The organism is Opitutia bacterium (assembly GCA_016217545.1).
Lineage (GTDB): Bacteria > Verrucomicrobiota > Verrucomicrobiia > Opitutales > Opitutaceae > Didemnitutus.
Genome location: JACRHT010000016.1, coordinates 695,807 through 714,804 on the forward strand (window position 1 = coordinate 695,807; position 18,998 = coordinate 714,804).

General features: G+C 65.2%; 18 protein-coding genes. 8 read left to right on the forward strand and 10 right to left on the reverse strand.

The window, feature by feature from the left end; all coding sequences use genetic code 11:
• Position 1: 1 nt before the first annotated feature.
• From HZA32_15230 to truA, 4 genes are read right to left on the reverse strand one after another with little or no spacing between them, the layout of a single operon-like run.
• A complete protein-coding gene (locus tag HZA32_15230) occupies positions 2–1,315 on the reverse strand; it encodes a bifunctional folylpolyglutamate synthase/dihydrofolate synthase (protein MBI5425431.1) in 1,314 nt (437 codons plus the stop codon).
• A gap of 17 nt (positions 1,316–1,332) precedes the next feature.
• The gene (locus HZA32_15235; GenBank protein MBI5425432.1) at positions 1,333–2,229 is read right to left on the reverse strand and encodes an acetyl-CoA carboxylase carboxyltransferase subunit beta; all 897 of its coding nucleotides are present in this window, start codon (positions 2,227–2,229) and stop codon (positions 1,333–1,335) included.
• A gap of 9 nt (positions 2,230–2,238) precedes the next feature.
• Complete coding sequence (locus tag HZA32_15240) at positions 2,239–2,982, reverse strand: ComF family protein (protein MBI5425433.1); 744 nt, start codon at positions 2,980–2,982, stop codon at positions 2,239–2,241.
• A gap of 7 nt (positions 2,983–2,989) precedes the next feature.
• A complete protein-coding gene (gene truA / locus HZA32_15245; GenBank protein MBI5425434.1) occupies positions 2,990–3,745 on the reverse strand; it encodes a tRNA pseudouridine(38-40) synthase TruA in 756 nt (251 codons plus the stop codon).
• Between the two features lie 52 nt (positions 3,746–3,797).
• On the opposite strand from truA, the gene HZA32_15250 reads away from it, so the two are divergent.
• Complete coding sequence (locus HZA32_15250; protein MBI5425435.1) at positions 3,798–4,457, forward strand: HAD family hydrolase; 660 nt, start codon at positions 3,798–3,800, stop codon at positions 4,455–4,457.
• A gap of 112 nt (positions 4,458–4,569) precedes the next feature.
• On the opposite strand, the gene ruvX is transcribed toward HZA32_15250, so the two are convergent.
• Positions 4,570–4,998 (reverse strand): Holliday junction resolvase RuvX, encoded by a 429-nt coding sequence (gene ruvX / locus HZA32_15255; GenBank protein MBI5425436.1) that lies wholly within the window; start codon positions 4,996–4,998, stop codon positions 4,570–4,572.
• Positions 4,999–5,106: 108 nt separating this feature from the next.
• Entirely contained in the window at positions 5,107–6,192 is a 1,086-nt protein-coding gene (locus tag HZA32_15260) for a mannose-1-phosphate guanylyltransferase (protein ID MBI5425437.1), read from the reverse strand.
• 88 nt (positions 6,193–6,280) lie between these two features.
• Here HZA32_15260 and HZA32_15265 point away from each other — a divergent pair, with 88 nt between their 5' ends.
• Entirely contained in the window at positions 6,281–6,601 is a 321-nt protein-coding gene (locus HZA32_15265; GenBank protein ID MBI5425438.1) for a sulfurtransferase, read from the forward strand.
• Between the two features lie 220 nt (positions 6,602–6,821).
• Entirely contained in the window at positions 6,822–8,237 is a 1,416-nt protein-coding gene (gene rimO / locus HZA32_15270; GenBank protein MBI5425439.1) for a 30S ribosomal protein S12 methylthiotransferase RimO, read from the forward strand.
• Between the two features lie 41 nt (positions 8,238–8,278).
• On the opposite strand, the gene HZA32_15275 is transcribed toward rimO, so the two are convergent.
• A complete protein-coding gene (locus HZA32_15275) occupies positions 8,279–8,698 on the reverse strand; it encodes a transposase (protein MBI5425440.1) in 420 nt (139 codons plus the stop codon).
• Positions 8,699–8,796: 98 nt separating this feature from the next.
• Positions 8,797–10,272, reverse strand: coding sequence for a Mur ligase (locus HZA32_15280; GenBank protein ID MBI5425441.1), 1,476 nt, complete (start codon positions 10,270–10,272; stop codon positions 8,797–8,799).
• A gap of 110 nt (positions 10,273–10,382) precedes the next feature.
• Between HZA32_15280 and HZA32_15285 the strand changes: the two genes are divergently transcribed.
• The 3 genes from HZA32_15285 (at position 10,383) to HZA32_15295 (ending at position 14,413) form a co-directional block, all read left to right on the forward strand.
• The gene (locus HZA32_15285) at positions 10,383–12,170 is read left to right on the forward strand and encodes a M2 family metallopeptidase (protein ID MBI5425442.1); all 1,788 of its coding nucleotides are present in this window, start codon (positions 10,383–10,385) and stop codon (positions 12,168–12,170) included.
• Positions 12,167–12,709, forward strand: coding sequence for a hypothetical protein (locus HZA32_15290; GenBank protein MBI5425443.1), 543 nt, complete (start codon positions 12,167–12,169; stop codon positions 12,707–12,709). The genes HZA32_15285 and HZA32_15290 overlap by 4 nt, the downstream gene beginning before the upstream one ends.
• 174 nt (positions 12,710–12,883) lie before the next feature.
• Positions 12,884–14,413, forward strand: coding sequence for a TolC family protein (locus HZA32_15295; GenBank protein ID MBI5425444.1), 1,530 nt, complete (start codon positions 12,884–12,886; stop codon positions 14,411–14,413).
• 133 nt (positions 14,414–14,546) lie between these two features.
• Here HZA32_15295 and HZA32_15300 read toward each other — a convergent pair whose 3' ends face one another.
• Together HZA32_15300 and HZA32_15305 are read right to left on the reverse strand one after the other, a co-directional pair.
• The gene (locus HZA32_15300) at positions 14,547–14,789 is read right to left on the reverse strand and encodes a hypothetical protein (protein MBI5425445.1); all 243 of its coding nucleotides are present in this window, start codon (positions 14,787–14,789) and stop codon (positions 14,547–14,549) included.
• 7 nt (positions 14,790–14,796) lie between these two features.
• Entirely contained in the window at positions 14,797–15,432 is a 636-nt protein-coding gene (locus tag HZA32_15305; GenBank protein MBI5425446.1) for a DUF1080 domain-containing protein, read from the reverse strand.
• 175 nt (positions 15,433–15,607) lie between these two features.
• Between HZA32_15305 and HZA32_15310 the strand changes: the two genes are divergently transcribed.
• Together HZA32_15310 and HZA32_15315 are read left to right on the forward strand one after the other, a co-directional pair.
• Positions 15,608–16,435: an MBL fold metallo-hydrolase gene (locus HZA32_15310; GenBank protein MBI5425447.1), complete on the forward strand. Its 828-nt coding sequence runs from the start codon at positions 15,608–15,610 to the stop codon at positions 16,433–16,435.
• Positions 16,436–16,515: 80 nt separating this feature from the next.
• A complete protein-coding gene (locus HZA32_15315) occupies positions 16,516–18,975 on the forward strand; it encodes a transporter substrate-binding domain-containing protein (GenBank protein ID MBI5425448.1) in 2,460 nt (819 codons plus the stop codon).
• Positions 18,976–18,998 lie beyond the last annotated feature (23 nt).

Sequence of the window (18,998 nt, forward strand, 5' to 3'; positions counted from 1 at the left end):
CCTAGAAGTCCTGCAGTTTTCCCTCACCACACCCCCGGCCGGGCGAAATCCGGGACAGCACTTCGCCGAGCAAATAAATCGAGCCTGTAACCACTATGATATCTTCGTCGCCTCCCAATGCACACCGATCCGCGGCGGGAAAGACGGACTCGATTGTCGCGCGATGCAGACGTCCCGCCAGCTGCGGCCCGGCGAAGCGCTCGAGTTCGTCATAGCTACACGCGCGCGCCTGGTGCGGCGGAATCAGGTAAACCTCAGCCGCATAACGAGAAATCACCTCAAACAAGGCGCGCGCGCGGAACTCGCCCAGCGCGCCCGTAACGACGATCGGGCGTCGGCCGGTTTCCGCCACCAACCGCGCCAGATTGGCCGCGAGCACCGCCGCGCCTTCCGGATTATGCGACGCGTCGAGAATGAGCGGTCGCCCGCCGATCGTCGTGCGTTCCCAGCGGCCGGTCCAGGAAACCTGTCCGAGGCCACGGGCGATTGCCGCGTCGTCGATCCGCGGAAATCTCGCCGCCAGAAGTCGCGCCACCAGCGTCGCCGTGGCCGCGTTCCAGCGTTGGTAGTCGCCTTCAAGGTTCGACCGGGGATAGCGCGCGATATCCTCGCCGAATATCTCCCGCACCGAACTCACGGGAGCGCCGCGCTCGTGCGCGATTGCGCGAATGACCGCCTCCGCTTGCTCCGGCAAACGCCCGAGCACGAGCGGCCGACCGGCCTTCACAATGCCGGCCTTCTCGGTGGCGATCTGCGCGAGGGAGTCCCCGAGCTGCTCCATGTGATCGAAACCAATCGAGGTGATGACCGCGACCTCAGGTTCCACCACATTCGTCGCATCCAAACGACCGCCCAATCCGACTTCGACCACGGCGGCGTCCACGCGCTCGCGCGCGAATTGGAGGAACGCCATCGCCGTCATGAACTCGAAGAAACTCGGGTGATCGTCCGGCCCAGCCGCACCGAGCTTTTCAGCGACCGGCGCGAGCTCGTTCACGTAACGAACAATCTCGTCCTCCGAGAGAATGCGGCGGTTCACCTGCACCCGCTCGCCCAGCTTCACCAGATGCGGCGAAGTATAGAGTCCGGTCTGGTAGCCGGCGTGGCGCAGGACCGATTCCACCATCGCGGAGACCGAGCCTTTGCCATTTGTGCCCGCGATGTGGACGACCGGATAATTGCGTTCCGGATGAGCAAGCGCCTCCGCCAGGCCACGCATGCGGTCCACGCCGAATTTCACGCCCGCGGTTTTCAGCGCGTAAAGATAGTCCGTGGCCGCCGTGTAGTCGGCGAAACGCGGAGGCTGCGACGGCATCGCGGATGTCCCGGGAATCAGGTCGCGGCGGACGCGACCTCGGGCGCCTTCGCCGTAGCGCTGGCGCGCGTCTTCTTTTTCAGAAAGAGCGCCTGAAGGATATCGCGCAGACGATCGCGCATCTCGGTGCGCGGCACGATCTGGTCGACGAGGCCGTGCTTGAGGAGGAATTCCGCGGTCTGGAAACCCGGCGGCAGCGTCTGCTTCGTCGTTTCCTTGATCACGCGGGCGCCGGCAAAGCCGATGAGCGCGCCCGGTTCCGCGATGATCACGTCGCCGAGCGTCGCGAAACTCGCCGTGACGCCGCCGGTCGTCGGGTGCGTGAGCACCGAGATGAACGGCAGCTTGGCCTCCGCCAGTCGGCCGAGCGCCGCGCTGGTCTTTGCCATCTGCATGAGCGAGTAGATGCCTTCCTGCATGCGCGCGCCGCCGGAGGCGCTGACGATGATGCACGGGCACTTCTGCTTCGCCGCCCGCTCGATCGCGCGAGTGATTTTCTCACCCACCGCCGCGCCCATCGCGCCGCCGCAGAAACGGAAATCCATCACCGCGAGCGATACCGGGATGCCGTGGATCTTCGCCGTGCCGCAAATGACGGCCTCGGGCAATCCACTCTCCTTCTCGTATTTCTTGATGCGGTCGGGATACGTGGCGGAGTCGACGAACTTCAGCGGATCGGCCGACTTCACGCCCGCGTCGAACTCCTGAAACGTCCCCTCGTCGACCAGCCCGGCGATGCGCGCGCGCGAACCGATCGGGAAATGGTAACCGCTCTTCGGCACGACCATCAGGTTCGCCTCGAGTTCCTTGTTGAAGATGATTTCACCGGAGAGCGGGCACTTGGTCCACAAGCCCTCCGGGATGTTCTTCTTCTTCTTGGGCGTGGCCAGTTTGGGTTTCGAGAAATGAGCCATGGGCGGAAATCAGCCGTGACCGAACGTGACGACGTCGAGGTTCAACGCACCTGCATCCCGCAGGACTGCGGCGCAGGCGTTGAGCGTGGAACCCGTGGTGAAAACGTCATCGATGAGAAGGTAATGATGGCCGGGGGTTATGACTGCGCCGGGAGCCAAGGCAAAGGCATTTTTCAGGTTCTGCTGGCGCGTCGCGCGGTCGAATTGCGTCTGCGAAACCGTGTCCACGACGCGCACCAGCAACTCCTCGATCCGCGCCTCGCCATCAACCGCTTGCAGCGCGCATTCCGCGAGCAAACGGCTCTGATTGTAGCCGCGCTCGCGCAGTTTCCGCGTGTGCAACGGCACAGGCACGATCGTGCGGCCGCGCACGAAATCAGTGTAGCCCGGCGCGCGACGCATCAACACGACGATGTCCTCGAGCACGTGCAGGCCTTGGTGGTATTTCAACGCGTGCACGACGGCGCGCCCCGGGCCCTTCAACAGAATCGCCGTCTTGCCCTCCCCGAAGTTCGGCACGAGCGCCTCGCAGTGTTCGCACAGCCGATTTACCGCGGCCTCGCCGAAGAAAGGATGCCCACACGTGGTGCAATGCGGCGGCCCGACCACGTGCATCTGCTGCGCGCACTTCGCACACACGTGCCGCAAGAAATGTCCGTCCTCCTGCTCCACCACTGCGAGGCAACTCACACAGGTCGGCGGGAAAACCACATCGCGCGCGGCGCGCCAGGCGTGCTGCAGGGATGCGTTCATCGCGCGCTCAGTATTTCACCTTCACCAGAAACAACCCCTGCGGCGGCGCGGTCACCACCGTCGGAATGCGCCGCCGGGTGCGGATCAGCTCCGCGATGTCCTCGGGCGTGAGCTTGCCGATGCCGACATTGATCAGCGCACCGGTGAGACTGCGCACCATCTTGTAGAGAAACCCGTCCGCCTCGAAGGTGAAGGTCAGCTCGCGCCCGCGCCGGCGGACTTCCAGTCGCCGGAGGTCGCGCACGGTCGTCTCGTAGGTGCGGTCGTTCTCGCCGGAAAACGCCCAGAAATCCTGCTTGCCGCGCAACACCTTCGCCGCGCGCTCCATCGCCGCAAAGTCCAACGGCCGGTCGAACGACCACCGATAATTGGTCGTGAACGGATCCGCTTCGCCGAGAAAAACGTGATAGCGATACACCTTTCCCTTGGCCGAAAAGCGCGCGTGGAAACTCGCCGACGCCTTCCGCACGCTGACGATTTGAATGCTCTTCGGAAGCGTGGCCTGGAGCGCCAGCCGCAGTTTCTCCGCGACGTGCGGCCACACGGCGTCGAAGTGAAAAACCTGCCCGAGCGCGTGCACGCCGGCGTCGGTGCGGCCGCTGCCGTGCAACCGCAGCTCGGTCTTGAAAATCGCCGCCAGCCGCCGCTCGAGCACGTCCTGGATCGTGTTGCCGCTTTCCTGACTCTGCCACCCGTCGAATGCGCCGCCATCATAGGCGACGACGCACTTCCAGCGCGCGGGAGTTGGAGCGGACGATGACATCGCGACCGAGCTTGCGGGCCGGACCGCGCGCCGCAAGCCTCCCGCCCCATTCATGGCGAAAAGCTACCGGCACATCATTTGGGACTGGAACGGCACGTTGCTCGACGACTGCGACTACAGCATCGGCGTCATGAACACGCTGCTGCGAACACGCGGCCTGCCCCTGCTCGACCGCGCGCGCTACCACGACGTCTTCGATTTCCCGGTGCAACTCTACTACTCGCGGCTCGGCTTCGATGCCGCGAAAGACGACTTCCACAGCCTCAGCGTCGAATTCATCACCGGCTACGACGCGCGCCGCCTCGAGTGCGCCCTGCACTCCGGCACGCGCCCGACCCTCGCTGCGATCCAGCGGGCCGGTCGCACGCAATCCGTGCTCTCCGCCTACCGCCACGAGACGCTGTGCGAGATCATCGCGCACTTCGAACTCACCGCTCACTTCCGCGAACTGGCCGGCCTCGATAACATCTACGCTCACAGCAAACTCGAACTCGGCCGCCGACAACTCGCGCGCCTCGGCGTTCCCGCATCCGAAGTCGTCTTGATCGGCGACACCGTGCACGACGGCGAAGTGGCGCGCGAGCTTGGCGTCGATTGCGTGCTCGTCGCCGCCGGCCACCACTCCGCCGCGAAATTGCGCCGCCATCACGACCGTGTCGTCGAGACGCTTGCCGAACTGAGTAGCGTGCCTGGGCTGGAGTTCGTGAGCTGATGTCGGGGAGAGCCGCGGTGCGTGCGGTAGGGCGGGACCGCTGGGCCCGCCGCGCGAGCGGCATCATCTTCTCGGCGGGCCCAGCGGTCCCGCCCTACCCCAAGCCCCATTCTCACTCCGTCGGCGCGAGCGGCGGATTCTGCTGATCGAGGAAGTCCTGCAAGATGATCGTCGCTGCGCGCGAGTCGATCAGCCCGCTGTCGCGCACCCCGCGACGGTCCTTTTTCTTGATAGATGATTCGGCCGCGTAGCTCGTCAGCGTCTCGTCCACGAGATGCACCGGCAGCGCGAAGCGCGCCTTCAGCTCGGCGACGAACGCGTCCACCTCCTTCGCCTTAAAGCCGACCGACCCGTCCATGTTGTAGGGATAACCGACGACGAGGTCCGTGATGCGCCGCGCCTTGATCACCTCGCCGAGCTTGGCCCAGCGCGCATCGCCCGCCGGCTCGATCACCGCCGGCAATGGCGTCGCGACCCCGATCTCGTCGCCGTGAGCGAGTCCGATCCGTTTCGCGCCGTAGTCGATGCCGAGATAGCGCATGAGCACTCAGGGACTCACCACGAGGGAACACGCATCGCCGCGAAGCTCAACCGAGCGCACGCCCGCAGCGCGTATTCGTGTCCATTCGTGTTCATTCGTGGTTTCTTCTCAGAGGAACTTCTTCTTCTCCGCGTCGGCCTCGAGCCGTTTGAGGAGCGCCTTGATCTCCTGCGCCTTCTCCTTCGGGCAAACCAGCGTGGCATCGCCGGTGCTGACGACGATCAAGTCGCTCGCGCCCACCACGGCAGTCAGGTGTCCGTCGCGCGAGACGACGATGTTGCCCGCGCCGTCCTCGACCACCGCGAGCCCGCGCAGCACGTTGCCCGCGGTGTCCTTCGGAAAATGGTTCGCGACCGCCGGCCAGGCGCCGACGTCGTCCCAATCGAACGTCGCCGGCACGACGACGACGTTGGTCGATTTCTCCATCAGCGCGTAGTCGACGGAGATTTTCTTCAGACTCGGATAACCCGCCGCGAGCGCGGCCGTCCAACCGCCCTTCGCCGCCGCCTGCTCCATCGCCGCGAGACCGGCGTGCAGCTCCGGGGCGTGCGCCTTCAGTCCGGCTTCAACCACCGGCACGCGCCAGACAAACATGCCGGCGTTCCAGAAGTAGCGTCCGGACGAAACATAGTTCTGCGCAGTCGCGAGGTCGGGCTTCTCGACGAAGCGCTTCACGGCCATGACCTCGCGCCCAGCCACATTTTTCCACGGCCCCGCCTGCTCGATGTAGCCGAAGCCCGTCGCCGGCTCCGTCGGCTTGATGCCGAGCGTCACGAGCACATCGGCGCTCTCGGCGGCGGCAAACGCCACGTTCAGCAGCGACTGGTATTCGCGCACGTCGTGGATGACGTGGTCCGCCGGCAACATCGCAAACGCGGCCTGCGGGTCGCGCTGCTTCACCAGCAACGCCGCGAGGCCCGTCGCCGCCGCCGTGTCGCGCCCCATGGGCTCGGCCACGAGGTTTTCCGCCGGCAATTGCGGGCACGCCGCGCGCACCCCGGCGAGTTGCGCCTGGGTGGTGATGACGAAGATGTTCTCCTTCGGCGCGACGCCCAGCACGCGATCCACGGTCTGCGTGAGCATCGGCGTCTCGCCGACGATCGGGAGGAGATGTTTGGGTGTGCTGTGTCGGCTGGCGGGCCAGAAGCGCTCACCGCGGCCACCAGCCATGATCACGACGTAACGTGCGGGCATAGGATTCCCCACGATTCCGGGCCGCCCCACTCCGTCAACGGCGAACTGGGTTTGCCTTTCCGGGGTCTTCACCCAGTTTCGCCGTCCCATGCCGTTCCCTCTCGAAACTGACGTCGCCACCGCCGCCCAGCTATTTGCCGCGGGCACGCTGCTGATCGACGTCCGCGAACCCAACGAAGTCGCCGCCGTCCACCTCCCGGGCAGCAAGCACATCTCGATTCGCGAAATCCCCGCGCGCGCCGCCGAAATCCCGCAAGATCGCCAGGTGCTCATCCTCTGCCATCACGGCGGTCGCAGCGCGCGCGTGACCCAGTTCCTGCGCGCCTCCGGCTGGGAAAACGTCACCAACGTCGCCGGCGGCATCGACGCGTGGGCGCTCAAAGTCGATCCGGCGCTCGCCCGCTATTGAGCCGCCGGAGGGCTTGACTCGCGTCGCGCAATCCGGACAAATCCCCGCTCACTCATCACTCAACACCATGGGCAAACAATACAACAAGGTCATCAAAAAGAAACGCCGCGTCGCTTACTTGAAGCGCAAGAACGCCGCCAGCAAAGCCAAGGCGAAGAAGAAGTAACCCGGCGCACAACGCCCAGCCTCTCGCGCCCGCAGTCGCGGGCGCATTTCATTTATGTCGATCAAGGTCAGCCTCATCTCCCTCGGTTGCGCGAAGAATCTCGTCGATAGCGAGATCATGGTCGGCCACCTGCACCAGGCCGGCATGCAAGTCATCCCGGAGGCGGACAAGGCCGACGTCGTGATCGTCAACACGTGCTCGTTCATCGATTCCTCGAAGGAGGAATCCATCGGCCACATCCTAGAGATCAATCAGCAGCGCGGCATGCGCAAGCGCCGCAAGGAACAGAAGCTGATCGTCGCCGGCTGCATGTCGCAGCGCTTCTCGAAGGACTTGAAGGGCGAACTCCACGAGGTCGACGCCTTCATCGGCCTCGACCAAGTCACCAAAGTCGCGCCGATCATCGAGGAGATATACGCGAAGGAGCGCGGCAAGAAGGACCTGCCCGCCGATTACGTCGCGGGCAAATCGACCTGGATTCCCGACTACGATACGCCGCGCTTCCGACTCACGCCGAAACATTTTGCCTACGTCAAGATCGCCGAAGGCTGCAACCACCCGTGCACCTTCTGCATCATCCCGCAGATCCGCGGCCGCCACCGCAGCCGCACCGTCGCGAGCGTCGTCGCCGAGGTCCGTCAGCTCGTGAAGGAAGGCGTGAAGGAGATCAACCTGATCTCCCAGGACACGACCTTCTTCGGGATGGATACCTGGGAACAGCGCCCGAATCCGCGCACTCCCGTCGATTCCTCGCGCGGCACCGCTCTCACCACTCTCCTCCGCGAGCTCAACGCCATCGAAGGCGACTTCTGGATTCGCCTGCTCTACACGCACCCCGCGCATTGGTCGGATGAGTTGATCAAGACCATCGCCGAGTGCCCGAAGGTCGCGCGCTACATCGACATCCCGCTCCAGCACATCAGCGACCACATGCTCGGCCTGATGCAGCGCGAGACGAGCGGCGACTACATTCGAGACCTCATCCGCCGCATCCGCGCCGGCATCCCCGGCATCGCGGTCCGCACGACGTTCATCGTCGGCTTCCCTGGCGAAACCGATGCCGACGTCGACGAGCTTTGCCAATTCATCCGCGAGACCAAATTCGAGCGCCTGGGTGTGTTCCGCTACTCGCAGGAGGAAGGCACGCGCGCCGCGAAGATGGCCGAGCAGATTCCCGCCAAGGTGAAGGAAGCCCGGTGGCACAAACTCATGGCGCTCCAGCAGGAGATCGCCCGCGAAGTCTCCAAGCGCTACGTCGGCCGAAAGCTCCGCGTCCTCGTCGAGGAACCCGGCGTCGCCCGCGGCGAAGCCGACGCGCCCGACATCGACGGCCGCGTCTACGTCCCGAAGAGCCTGTCCGTCGGCGCGTTCGTGGACGTCACGATCAACTCCTTTCACGACTACGACCTGCTCGCCGTCGCCAAGGGCGAGGAGCCGGTCGTCTACAAAGTCGCGAAACAGGCGCAGTGAGCTGAAGAACGTCGCAGAAATCCAGGCGATGCGATTCCGCTTCAGGTAGGGCGAGTCGTCCCCGACGAGCCGTCGTCCACCCGCGGCACCGGCCACACCCACGGCCAGTCTACCGGGCGCTCCACCATGCCAGCTCGCACCGGATTCAACCGGATGTATTCCGCCTTTTGTTCCTCAGACTCATCCGAACGCAGCCGGTGATCGAAAAAACCAGTCTGCCATTTCACTCCTAGTGTTCGCGATTGATAGGCTTTCCAAACGCGGACAACGGTCGCCATCTCCCCGTCGCGCGGAAATGCAACCAACATATGCAAATGGTCCGGCATCAGCAGGACCAGCTTGAGCCACCATTCTCCACGTTCGTGATAGAAGATCGCAGAATCGAGCAGGCGCGTTCCGGCCGGTTCGCGGCAAAGCGAGTTCATGCCGCGCTTCTGCGCGCAAATCGTGACGAAGAACACCGAACCTCCAGCGACCCAAGCTGGGGGCGTGTGATGCAGAGTGCGCCGCTGCGGTGTGTGTCGGTTCATCGCACCCCGGCTCGTCGGGACGACTCGCCCTACCTTTCCACAGCCGGCGCCCGTTTCACGAAGCCGATGATGATGCCGTCGAATGACCCGTTCGTGAAGAACACCACGAGCTGCGGCCTCGGCCTCTCGGCGTGCGTCGCTGCGACGAGCTTGTCCAACAAATCCGCATTGCTCGGCGCCGTGCAGCCGCGCACGCCGAGCGTCGCCAGATGCGCGATGAGCGCGTCGTGGTCGAAACGCTCCTCGGGTTTCAGCAAATGCGCGCGCGCGACCGGCCCGAGGTAAACGTGGTCGGCGCGCGCCAGCGCGTCCTTGAACGCGTCGAGCATCACGCGCCGGCGCGAGGTGTTGCTGCGCGGCTCGAACGCCGCGTGGATCACATGCCCGGGAAAGCGCGCACGGAAACTCGTCAGCGCCTCGCCCACCGCGGTTGGGTGGTGGCCGAAATCCTCGATCACCTTCAGCGCCGGCGTGTCCAGCAACAGCTGCTGCCGGCGTTTCACACCGCGGTAGCGTGCGAGCGCGTCGAGTTTCAGCGCCGCACCCTTTGTGGCGTAATAGGCCACATTCTCCGGGACCGCCTCGCCGACCGGCACGACGGCGAGGCTGAGCTGCGCCGCCGTCGCCGCCATCGCGGCATTGCGCGCGTTGTAGAGGCCCGGCTGCGTCCAACGCACCTCGGTCCACTTCGCGCCTTTCCAAGTCAGCGTGAAAGTCGCGCCTTCGGGTGACTCGGAAAATTGCTCGATGCGCACGTCGCAATTCTCTCCCACACCGACGCGCACGACCCGCGTCCACTTGAACTCCGGCAGCGCCGCGAGGTTCGCATCGTCGCCGTTCAGCACGATCCAGCCGTTGCGCGGCACGATGCGCGCGAGGTGGTAAAACGTCCGTTTCACGTCGCTGAGGTCGTCGAAGATGTCGGCGTGGTCGAACTCGAGGTTGTTCATCACCGCGATGTGCGGCGCGTAGTGAATGAACTTGCTGCGCTTGTCGAAAAACGCGCTGTCGTATTCGTCGCCCTCGATCACAAAAGGATCGGTCGCGCTGCCGAGATGGCTGCCCATCGGCGGATCCTGCGGCACGCCGCCGATCAGGAAGCCCGGATCGCCGCCGTTCTCGCGCAGCAGGAACGCCGTGATCGCAGTCGTCGTCGTCTTCCCGTGCGTGCCGGCGATGACGATGTTCTTTCGTCCCTTCAGAACGAATTCCGCGAGCAGGGCCGGCAGCGACGTGAAGGGGATCGCACGCGTGTCGAGCAACCACTCGACCTCGGCGTTGCCGCGGGTCATCGCGTTGCCGACGACGACCAGGTCGGGTTTCAGCCGTTCGAGGCGCGCGGGGTCGTAGCCTTCGTGCAACTCGATGCCCGCCTCGGCGAGCACCGTGCTCATCGGCGGGTAGATGCCGGCGTCGGCACCGAGCACTTCGTGGCCGTTGGCGCGCGCCAGCAGCGCCGCGTTGCCCATCGCCGTCCCGCACACGCCCATGAAATAGATCCGCATGGGGGTTTTCTTGGCGTCGGCGGGCGACCGTGGCCACGAAAAACTCGCGTCGAAGGACCAGCGCGCCGGATTCAAATTGAGCAGTTCACCGCGCGCACTACGCTCGCGCCATGCCTCGCTCCAACCTCTGGCTCAGTCTGGCCGCGCTCTTCGCCAGCGCGGCGGTCATGCACGCCGACACGAACCCCACGCAGGAACGCGCGGATCGTTTCCTCGCGCTCGTCAACGCGTCCTACCAGGCGCTCTCCACCGTCGAGAGCAACGCCCAGTGGGATGCCGCGACCGACGTCTCGCCGGTGCACGACGCCGCGTCCGAAGTCGCCGGCAAGGCGCGCGCCGCTTTCATGGGGAATCCCGCCCTGATCAAGGAAACCCGCGCGCTCCTGCTCGAGCGCAAGGATCTCAGCGAACTCACCGTCCGCCAACTCGAGCGCCTGCTGCTGCTGTCGGCCGAAGGCCCGATGACGAACCCCGATCTCACGCGCGCGCGCATCGCCGCGGAGACCGCGCAGGCATCCACGTTGAACGGTTTTGAATTCAAGCTGCGCGGAAAGCCGATCTCGGTAAACGAAATCGACAACCTTCTCCAAAGCAGCACCGACCTTGCCGAGCGCCAGGCGGTGTGGGAAGCCTCGAAGGAATCCGGCCAGGCGTTGAAGCCCGGCCTCGTCAAGCTGCGCGATCTGCGCAACGGCGTCGCGCGCGAGCTCGGCTTTAACGACTACTTCGCGCTCCAAGTCGCCGGCTACGGCATGTCGACCGAGGAGATGGTGCAGCTGAACGACGAGTTCATGCGCGTGCTCCGCCCGCTCTATCTCCACCTGCACACGTGGGTGAAATACAAGCTCGCCGAGAAGTATCACCAGCCCGTGCCGAAGCGCATTCCGGCGCATTGGATCAACAACCGCTGGGCGCAGGAGTGGGACGGCATGGTCGAGGCCGCGAACCTCGAGCCCTACTTCAAGGACCGCACGCCCGAGTGGGTCGCGAAAGCTTCCGAGCAATTCTACGTCGGCCTCGGCTTCTCGAAACTGCCGGAGAGTTTCTGGAAAAAATCCGACCTCTACCCCGTCGCCGCCGGCGGCACGCGGAAGAAGAACACGCACGCCTCCGCCTGGCACGTCGACCTCGATCGCGACCTCCGCTCGCTCCAAAGCATCGAGGCCAATCCGTGGTGGTTCACGACCAACCACCACGAATTCGGACACATCTACTACTTCATGAGCTACACGCGGCCCGAAGTGCCCGCGCTGTTGCGCAACGGCGCGAATCCCGCCTTCCACGAGGGCTTCGGCGAACTCACCGCCCTCGCCGCCTCGCAGGTGCCCTACCTGAAATCCCTCGGCGTGCTGCCCGCGAATTTCCAGGCGGACGAAAACGCCTTCCTCCTCAACAACGCCCTCGCTCCCGGCGTGCCTTTCATTTTCTGGGCCTCCGGCGTGATGACGCACTGGGAAGCCGACATCTACGCGCATAACCTCCCCGAATCGGAGTGGAACAAGCGCTGGTGGGACCACGTGCGCAATTTCCAGGGCGTCGAGCCGCCCGCCGAGCGCGGCGAGGAATGGTGCGACGCCGCGACGAAGACGCACATCAACGACACGCCGGCCTACTACTACAGCTACGCGATCGCGCAGGTCTTCAAATTCCAGCTCCACGACTACATCGCCAAACACATCCTGCATCAGCCCCCGCAGTCCTGCAATTACGCCGGCAACAAACAGGTCGGCGACTTCCTCCGCTCGATCATGGAAAAAGGCCAAACCGAAGACTGGCGCAAGGTGCTGCGCGAGGCGACCGGTGAGGAACTCTCAACCCGTGCGATGGTGGAATACTACGCGCCGCTCCTGAAGTGGCTCGAAGAACAAAACCAGGGCCGCCAAATCGGCTGGGAATGACCCGCGCGCCCGCGATCGCCCTCGCCGCGTTTGTCGCGCTCGTCGCGTTCGTCGCTCCGCCGACGCCCGCCGCGAACGCCGCGGATGCCGCGGATGCCGCGAGCCCAGTCGCGCAGGACACCGCCGTCGGTGTCGCCGACCTCGGCTGGCTCGCGGGCACTTGGCGCGGCCCCACGCCGGCGGGCCGCACGATCGAGACCACCTACACTCCGCCGGACGGCGGCGTCGTTCTCGGCACCAGCAAGGAGTTCAACGCGGACGGCCGCTGCGTGTTCTTCGATCTCGAACACTTCGCGCTGAAAGACGGCGTGCTCACGCTCACGCCGCATCCCGCCGGCAAGCGCAGCGCGGACTCCTTCCCGCTCGTCGCCTTCGATCGCACCGCCCGCCGCGCGACCTTCGCCAACCGCGCGCACGATTGGCCGCAGCAATTCGACTACGCGCGCGAATCGCACGACCGCCTCGTCATCGTCCTTTCCGGTCCTGACAAATCCGGCGGCACGCGCACGGAGCGCTACGAACTCGGACTCGTCCGCTGACTTCCGCCGCGCGTCGAGCTTCCCATTTTCGGGAAACCCGAATCCCGCCCCCGGCCGAGCGTCATCCGCCGCACCTGCCTGCCGTGCTCTCTAGTCGTTGACCACAAGCGATTTGAAATAAACAAGTCCGCTGGCATGCCGGGTGCAAAAGCTGACCGACTCACCGCCCCTCTCATGCTCCAGCTTCGGCGCCCATTCGCCCTTTTTCTTTTCCTCGCTCCGTTCGTCGTCGCGCTCGCGCAAAACGCCAACGACGCCACGCCCGCCAGCACTCCGGGGCCGATCCGTGAGAAGCTGACGCTCGACGACGCCATCCGCCGCGCCGTGGCGAAGAATTACACGATCCAATCCGACGCGCTCGACGTCTCGATCGCCCGCGCGCGCGTGCTGGAGCAATTCGGCATCTTCGATCCCCAGCTCACGGGCAAATACACCTACGGGGAAAACGAGAATCCGCTGCAGACCTTCAACTCGTCGACCGGCCTGCGCAATTTCACCACCGACAAGACCGACAGCTACGAACTCGCCGTCGGCGGCACGATGCCGTGGGGCCTCACCTACTCGCTCGGTGCCACGCAGACCAATGCGCGCGGCACGTTCAACGGCTACGCGGACGCGTTCGACACCTTTGCCGGCGTCTCGGCCCGCCAGCCGCTGTTGCGCGGTTTCGGCTTCGGCGCGACCACCGCCCAGATCCGCATCGCGATGGCCGGCCGCGATATTTCCGAATGGCAGTTCCGCCAATCGGTCATCGATACGATCACCCGCGTCACGTTCGCCTACTACGAGCTGAGCTTCGCGCAGTCGAACCTCCGCACCGCGCTGCGCTTCCGCGAAGTCGCCGCGACGCTGCTCGAAGAGAATCAAAAGCGCTTCAAGGTCGGCGCGATGTCCGAATACGACGTCACTTCCGCCCGCGCGCGCGTTGCCATGCGCGAGGAGAACATCTTCTCCGCCGAGCGTGGCGTCCGCGAAGCCGAGAACGCCCTCAAGGCCCTCATCTCCGACGAGCGCAGCGTGAAGCTCCTCGATTGGAAAATCGAAATCGAGCCGCTTACGACGCTGCCCGTCGCGCTCGTCAATCCCGCCCTCGATTTTCAGGAAGCCCTCAAGAAACGCCCCGACTACCAGCAGGCGAAGCTCAACCTCAAGCGCTCCGACATCTCCTACAAATACCAGCGCAACCAGCTCCTGCCGCGCGTCGACCTCGTCGGCAGCTACGGCTACAACGGCCTCGACGCCAACCGCGAGACTGCCCAGCGCATGGTCCGCAACGAGGACTTCCGCTCCTTCAGCTACGGCGTGCAGGTCACCATCCCGTTCACCTTCGCCGCCGAACGCGGCCGCTACCGCCAGGCGAAGTTCGCCAAGCGCCAGGCCGAGATCGATCTCGAGCAAATCGAGCAGAACATCGTCGTCTCCGTCGGCAACGCCGCCGCGAATATCGAGACCACCCGCCAGCGCGTCGCCGCCGCCCGTCAGGCCCGCGAACTCGCCCAAAAGGTCCTCGAGGACGAACAAAAGCGCCTCCGCGCGGGCAGCAGCAGCACGTTCTTCGTTTCCCAGGAGCAGGAAATCGTTGCCAGCACGGAAGTCAGCGAACTCCGCGCCGAAGCCGACTACCGTCGGGCGATCGCCGAATACGACCGGCAGCTCGGCGTCACGCTGGAAAAGCTAAATATCAGCATCACTGCGCCGAAGTAATAATCAGGTTTGTTTAGTGTGTGTGTCCAACAGGCGGCGGCCCCTCAAAAGGCGCCGCCTGTTTGTTTTCGCCGCCGCTACAGCGAACGCGGCTCGGAAGTGGTTTTGCGAAACACGGGTGTAGTCCGGTCTGCTACCGCTTTTTCGCGACTAGCCGATCAATTACCAACGAAGCCTGCTCTTTGCTCAAGCATTCGAGAAACGCCTCGTCCTGAAATCCCTCCGTCCAAAGACGTAATTTCTGCTTCTTCGTGGCGAACTCTGAATATGGGGTCCACGGCGGTAATGCGAAAAATTGAAAACCGCGCCCATCCAAGAATGCCTTCACTGTGTTGTAGCGCACCAGCTCTGGGAGCGATTCGCCTTTATTTTTCATGACACTTTCAGATCGCGCGCACCTTCACGTTCCGCAGCTCGATGCTTTCGCCTGCAACGGCCACCCGGCCACTCCGCTCGGCGACGAACTTCGCCACGGACGGATTCGCGCTCGCCGCGATCGCTTTGCGCCAATCTGGCGTGTCGAGCATGTAGCTCATCACCTTCTCGCCGTTGATCCAGTATTCGACCGAGTTGCCGAACACCACGATCTTGCAGCGATACCACACGTCGAACTGCGGCGGAATCTTCCGGTCGGGCGCACTCAGGCCGTTTCCACCGAGCACGTCGCCGTGCCCGGCCAGCTGCATCACCGGCCCGGATTTCTCCGGCGACGCTTCGTCCTCGAACACCCGGAAATACACCGCGCCCTTGCCGCCCTCGGCGACCTTCCAGTCGAACGTCAGTTCGAAATCCGCAAACGCATCGTTCGTCACCAGCGCCGCACCAGCCGCGCCGAAGAACGAGCCGTCGCGCGCCTGCCAATTCGTCGGCAGCTTGTTGGCCCGATAGCCGTGCCAGTCGCTCGCATCGAGCAAACGCCAGCCCTGCGAGCGCTCGAACGCCGTCACCTTCGGCTGATCGGCCGCCATCAACGCAACCGGGAAAACCAACGCGGCAAACAGAAGTGACTTGGGGCTCATGGTGCTCACGATGTGGCTCGGCCCCGCAGCGTCAATCTCCGGAATAGGGTGAGCCCCCTATTCATTCTCTGGAAAGCAGAATGTGCCCCTCCCCTCCGCGCAAGCGGGCCGTCGCAGCACCGAGCCACGCCAATGTCCGCTTGCGCCGCCGCGCCGCCGCCGCGAACGTGCCTCCATGCCGCGCATCCCTCTCGAGGACAATTTCACCGACGTGCTGGGTAAAGCCCAACGCGGCCTCCACCTCTCCGACGCCGACCTCGTCGCCAAGGCCGGCATCACCGCCGCCGAGTTTGCCGCCCTCAAGAAAGGCGAAATCCGCGACCACCCGCTCCGCGCCATCGCCCGCGCCCTCCAGCTCAACGGCGCCGCCCTGCTCACTCTCGCCCGCAAGGAATGGTATCCGCAACAACCGGTCTTCCCCCGCGGCTTCGCGATGTTCAACACGCCGCACGAGGACATGACGGTGAACAGCTACCTCGCGTGGGACACGCGCACGCGCCTCGCCGCGGCGTTCGACACCGGCGCCGACGCCAGTGCGATGATCGACACCATCGCGAGCGAGAAGCTCACCCTCCGCTACATTTTCGTCACCCACACGCACGAGGACCACATCGCCGCGTTGCCGCAACTCGCCGCCGCCGCCCCCGCCGCGGAAATCTGGTCGAGCGACCGCGAGCCGGTCGCCTTCCCCGGCGCCCGCACGTTTACCGAGAACGCCCACTTTCACCTCGGCGAACTCGCCGTGAAAACGCTGCTCACCTGGGGCCACTCGCCCGGCCAGACGACGTTCTATGTCACCGGCCTCTCCTGGCCGCTCGCGATCGTCGGCGACTCGCTGTTCGCCGCCTCGGCCGGCGGCAGCCCCGAGCACTACGCCGACCAGCTCCGCAACGACCGCGAAAAGATCTTCCGCCTGCCCTCCGATACCGTGCTGGCCTGCGGCCACGGCCCGTTGACGACGCTCACCCAGGAACGTCGCTACAATCCGTTCTTCGCTCGATGAGCTGGCGCACTAGCTGCCGGAAAGAGACTTGAGCCGGTCCGGCGACCCGGTTCCTGTCCGATATAGGTAGGAACCCTCTGATGCCCCGTTTGCCCCTCCGCCGCGTCCGGCTCGTCGCGTGGTGCCTTTTGTGCGCCGGCGTGATCGGTCTTTTGCGCGCCGATGAATCCGCGCCACCGGCCAAACGCCGCTGGCGCGCCGGGGTCGAACTCGGAGCCGCGCCGTTCACCTTTGCCGACGATCAGGGTCGGCCCACCGGCTTCGCCGTCGAATTGCTCCGCGCCGTCGCCGCGGAGCGCGGACTCGAGATCGAATTCGTCACGACGCCGTGGAGCGAGATGCTTCCCAAATTCCGTCGCGGCGAAATCGACATCATCTGCAACATCGTCGACACGCCGGATCGCCACTCCTTCATCGCGTTCAGCAGCACCACGGCCACGCTCAAGGGCGCGCTTTTCCTGCGCAAGGACCACGCGCCGCTCTACGACTACAGCGACATCAACGGCCTCCGCATTGCCGTGCCGCGCGACTCGCGAGCGCACGACTTCCTGAAACGCAGCCCGTGGCGCGTCGAATTCGCGTTCGAGCCCTCGCTCCTCGATTGCATCACCGCGCTCGACCAAGGACGCGCCGACGCCGTCTTTTCCACCGACCTCGTCGCCGCCGACATCATGCGGCGCCGCGGGCTCACCAACATCGTGCGCTCGAAGCTCGAGTTTCCCGATCTCGACTATCGCGAGCACTTCGGTGTCTCGCCCGCCAACCCGCAACTCCTGGCCGAACTCAACGAGGGCCTGCTGACCGTCGAGCGCCACGATCACTACGACCGCCTCTACGAACGATGGATCGGCCCACTCCGCCCGCGCGAACTCGGCTGGCGTGACCTGCGCCCCTACGCGGCTCCCTTCGTCGTCTCGCTCGGCCTGATCCTTTTCGCCTTCGCGTGGCAACGCCGGATGCTGCTGCAAGTTGCCCGGCAGGCCGAAGCGCTGCGTCTCAGCGAGGAGCGCCTCTCGCTCGTGCTCGAAGGCAGCCAGGACGGATTCTGGGACTGGAACGTGCGCACCGGCGAAATCCTCCGCAGCCCGCGTTGGTATTCCATGCTCGGCTACACGGCCGACGATATCCCGCCCGACCACGCCGGCTTCTCCGGCATCGTCCATCCCGACGACCGCGAGCGTTGCGTAGCCTCCGAGTCCGAATTCTGGCGCGGCCAGGATCACTTCACCATCGAACTCCGCTTGCGCACCAAGGACGGCGGTTGGAAGTGGATCCTCGACCGCGGCAAGGTCGTCGCGCGCGACCCGCACACGCACGAGCCGCTCCGCATCGCCGGCACGCACACCGACATCACGTCCCGCAAACTCGCCGAGCAGGAGGCCGAGAGCCTGCAGCGCAAGATGCAGGAGACCCAGCGCCTCGAGAGCCTCGGCGTCCTCGCCGGCGGCATCGCGCACGATTTCAACAACCTCCTCACCGTCATCCTCGGCAACGCTTCCCTCGTCGAACTCGACGAGCGCGCCTCGCCCGCGACCGCCGGCCACGTGGAGAAGATCAAGCAAGCGTCCAATCGCGCGGCCGATCTCTGCCGGCAACTCCTCGCCTACGCCGGCAAAGGCGCGTTCACGATCGAGCAATTGTCGCTCAACTCCATCGCGCGCGACACCGTGCATCTCTTGGAACTCTCCGCGCAGCGCCAGGCCGCGCTCGACTTCGCGCTCGCGAAGGACCTCCCGCTCGTCGAAGGCGATCCGTCGCAATTGCAGCAGGTCATCATGAACCTCGTGCTGAACGCCTCCGAGGCCATCGCGAAAAAAGGCGGTCGCATCCGCCTCACGACGTCGCGCGTCGATCTCGTGCGCGGCGAACTGGCGGACGCCCTGCCGTCGCCCGACCTCGCCGCCGGCATCTACGCCTGCCTCGAGGTGGCCGACAACGGCTGCGGTATGTCGCCCGAGGTTCGCGCGCGCATCTTCGATCCGTTCTTCACGACGAAATTCACCGGGCGCGGCCTCGGCCTCGCCGCCGTCCTCGGCATCGTGCGCTCCCACCGCGGCGCACTCACGGTCCACAGCGAACCCGACCGCGGCTCCACTTTCCGCGTCTACCTCCCCGCCACGGCGTCGGCCGCGCCGCCCCCGAAGCCGCCGACGCGCGACCGCGGCGCGTCGACGGGAGTCATTCTCGTTGCCGACGACGACGAAGCGCTCCGCCCGCTTTTCGCCGAAGTGCTGAGCCGCCTCGGCTTCACGCCGGTCGTCACCGCCGATGGCGACGAAGCGCTCGCCGCCTTCACCGCAGAGCCGGAGCGGTTCACCGCCGCCCTCCTCTATCTCACCATGCCGGGCAAGGACGGCCTGCAGACGTTGCGCGAGCTGCGGCGCATCCGCGCCGAATTGCCGTGCGTCCTTGTCAGCGGCTACAGCGAACACGAGGCCCGCGCGCGCGGCGACGTGCGCGAGTTCACCGACTTCCTGCAAAAGCCGTTCACACCCGAAAGCTTGAACGCCGTGCTCCGCCGCGCCACGAGTAGGGTGTGACCGCTCACGCTCTTCCGGCCCGG

Bases quoted from the DNA above. Each gene is read 5' to 3' on its own strand.
- HZA32_15265 (MBI5425438.1), top strand. From the start codon at position 6,281: ATGCCGTTCCCTCTCGAAACTGACGTCGCCACCGCCGCCCAGCTATTT.
- HZA32_15250 (MBI5425435.1), top strand. From the start codon at position 3,798: ATGGCGAAAAGCTACCGGCACATCATTTGGGACTGGAACGGCACGTTG.
- truA (MBI5425434.1), bottom strand. From the start codon at position 3,745: ATGTCATCGTCCGCTCCAACTCCCGCGCGCTGGAAGTGCGTCGTCGCC.
- HZA32_15315 (MBI5425448.1), top strand. From the start codon at position 16,516: ATGCCCCGTTTGCCCCTCCGCCGCGTCCGGCTCGTCGCGTGGTGCCTT.
- HZA32_15235 (MBI5425432.1), bottom strand. From the start codon at position 2,229: ATGGCTCATTTCTCGAAACCCAAACTGGCCACGCCCAAGAAGAAGAAG.
- HZA32_15260 (MBI5425437.1), bottom strand. From the start codon at position 6,192: ATGCCCGCACGTTACGTCGTGATCATGGCTGGTGGCCGCGGTGAGCGC.
- HZA32_15280 (MBI5425441.1), bottom strand. From the start codon at position 10,272: ATGCGGATCTATTTCATGGGCGTGTGCGGGACGGCGATGGGCAACGCG.
- HZA32_15290 (MBI5425443.1), top strand. From the start codon at position 12,167: ATGACCCGCGCGCCCGCGATCGCCCTCGCCGCGTTTGTCGCGCTCGTC.
- HZA32_15305 (MBI5425446.1), bottom strand. From the start codon at position 15,432: ATGAGCCCCAAGTCACTTCTGTTTGCCGCGTTGGTTTTCCCGGTTGCG.
- rimO (MBI5425439.1), top strand. From the start codon at position 6,822: ATGTCGATCAAGGTCAGCCTCATCTCCCTCGGTTGCGCGAAGAATCTC.
- HZA32_15230 (MBI5425431.1), bottom strand. From the start codon at position 1,315: ATGCCGTCGCAGCCTCCGCGTTTCGCCGACTACACGGCGGCCACGGAC.
- HZA32_15300 (MBI5425445.1), bottom strand. From the start codon at position 14,789: ATGAAAAATAAAGGCGAATCGCTCCCAGAGCTGGTGCGCTACAACACA.
- HZA32_15310 (MBI5425447.1), top strand. From the start codon at position 15,608: ATGCCGCGCATCCCTCTCGAGGACAATTTCACCGACGTGCTGGGTAAA.
- ruvX (MBI5425436.1), bottom strand. From the start codon at position 4,998: ATGCGCTATCTCGGCATCGACTACGGCGCGAAACGGATCGGACTCGCT.
- HZA32_15295 (MBI5425444.1), top strand. From the start codon at position 12,884: ATGCTCCAGCTTCGGCGCCCATTCGCCCTTTTTCTTTTCCTCGCTCCG.
- HZA32_15285 (MBI5425442.1), top strand. From the start codon at position 10,383: ATGCCTCGCTCCAACCTCTGGCTCAGTCTGGCCGCGCTCTTCGCCAGC.
- HZA32_15240 (MBI5425433.1), bottom strand. From the start codon at position 2,982: ATGAACGCATCCCTGCAGCACGCCTGGCGCGCCGCGCGCGATGTGGTT.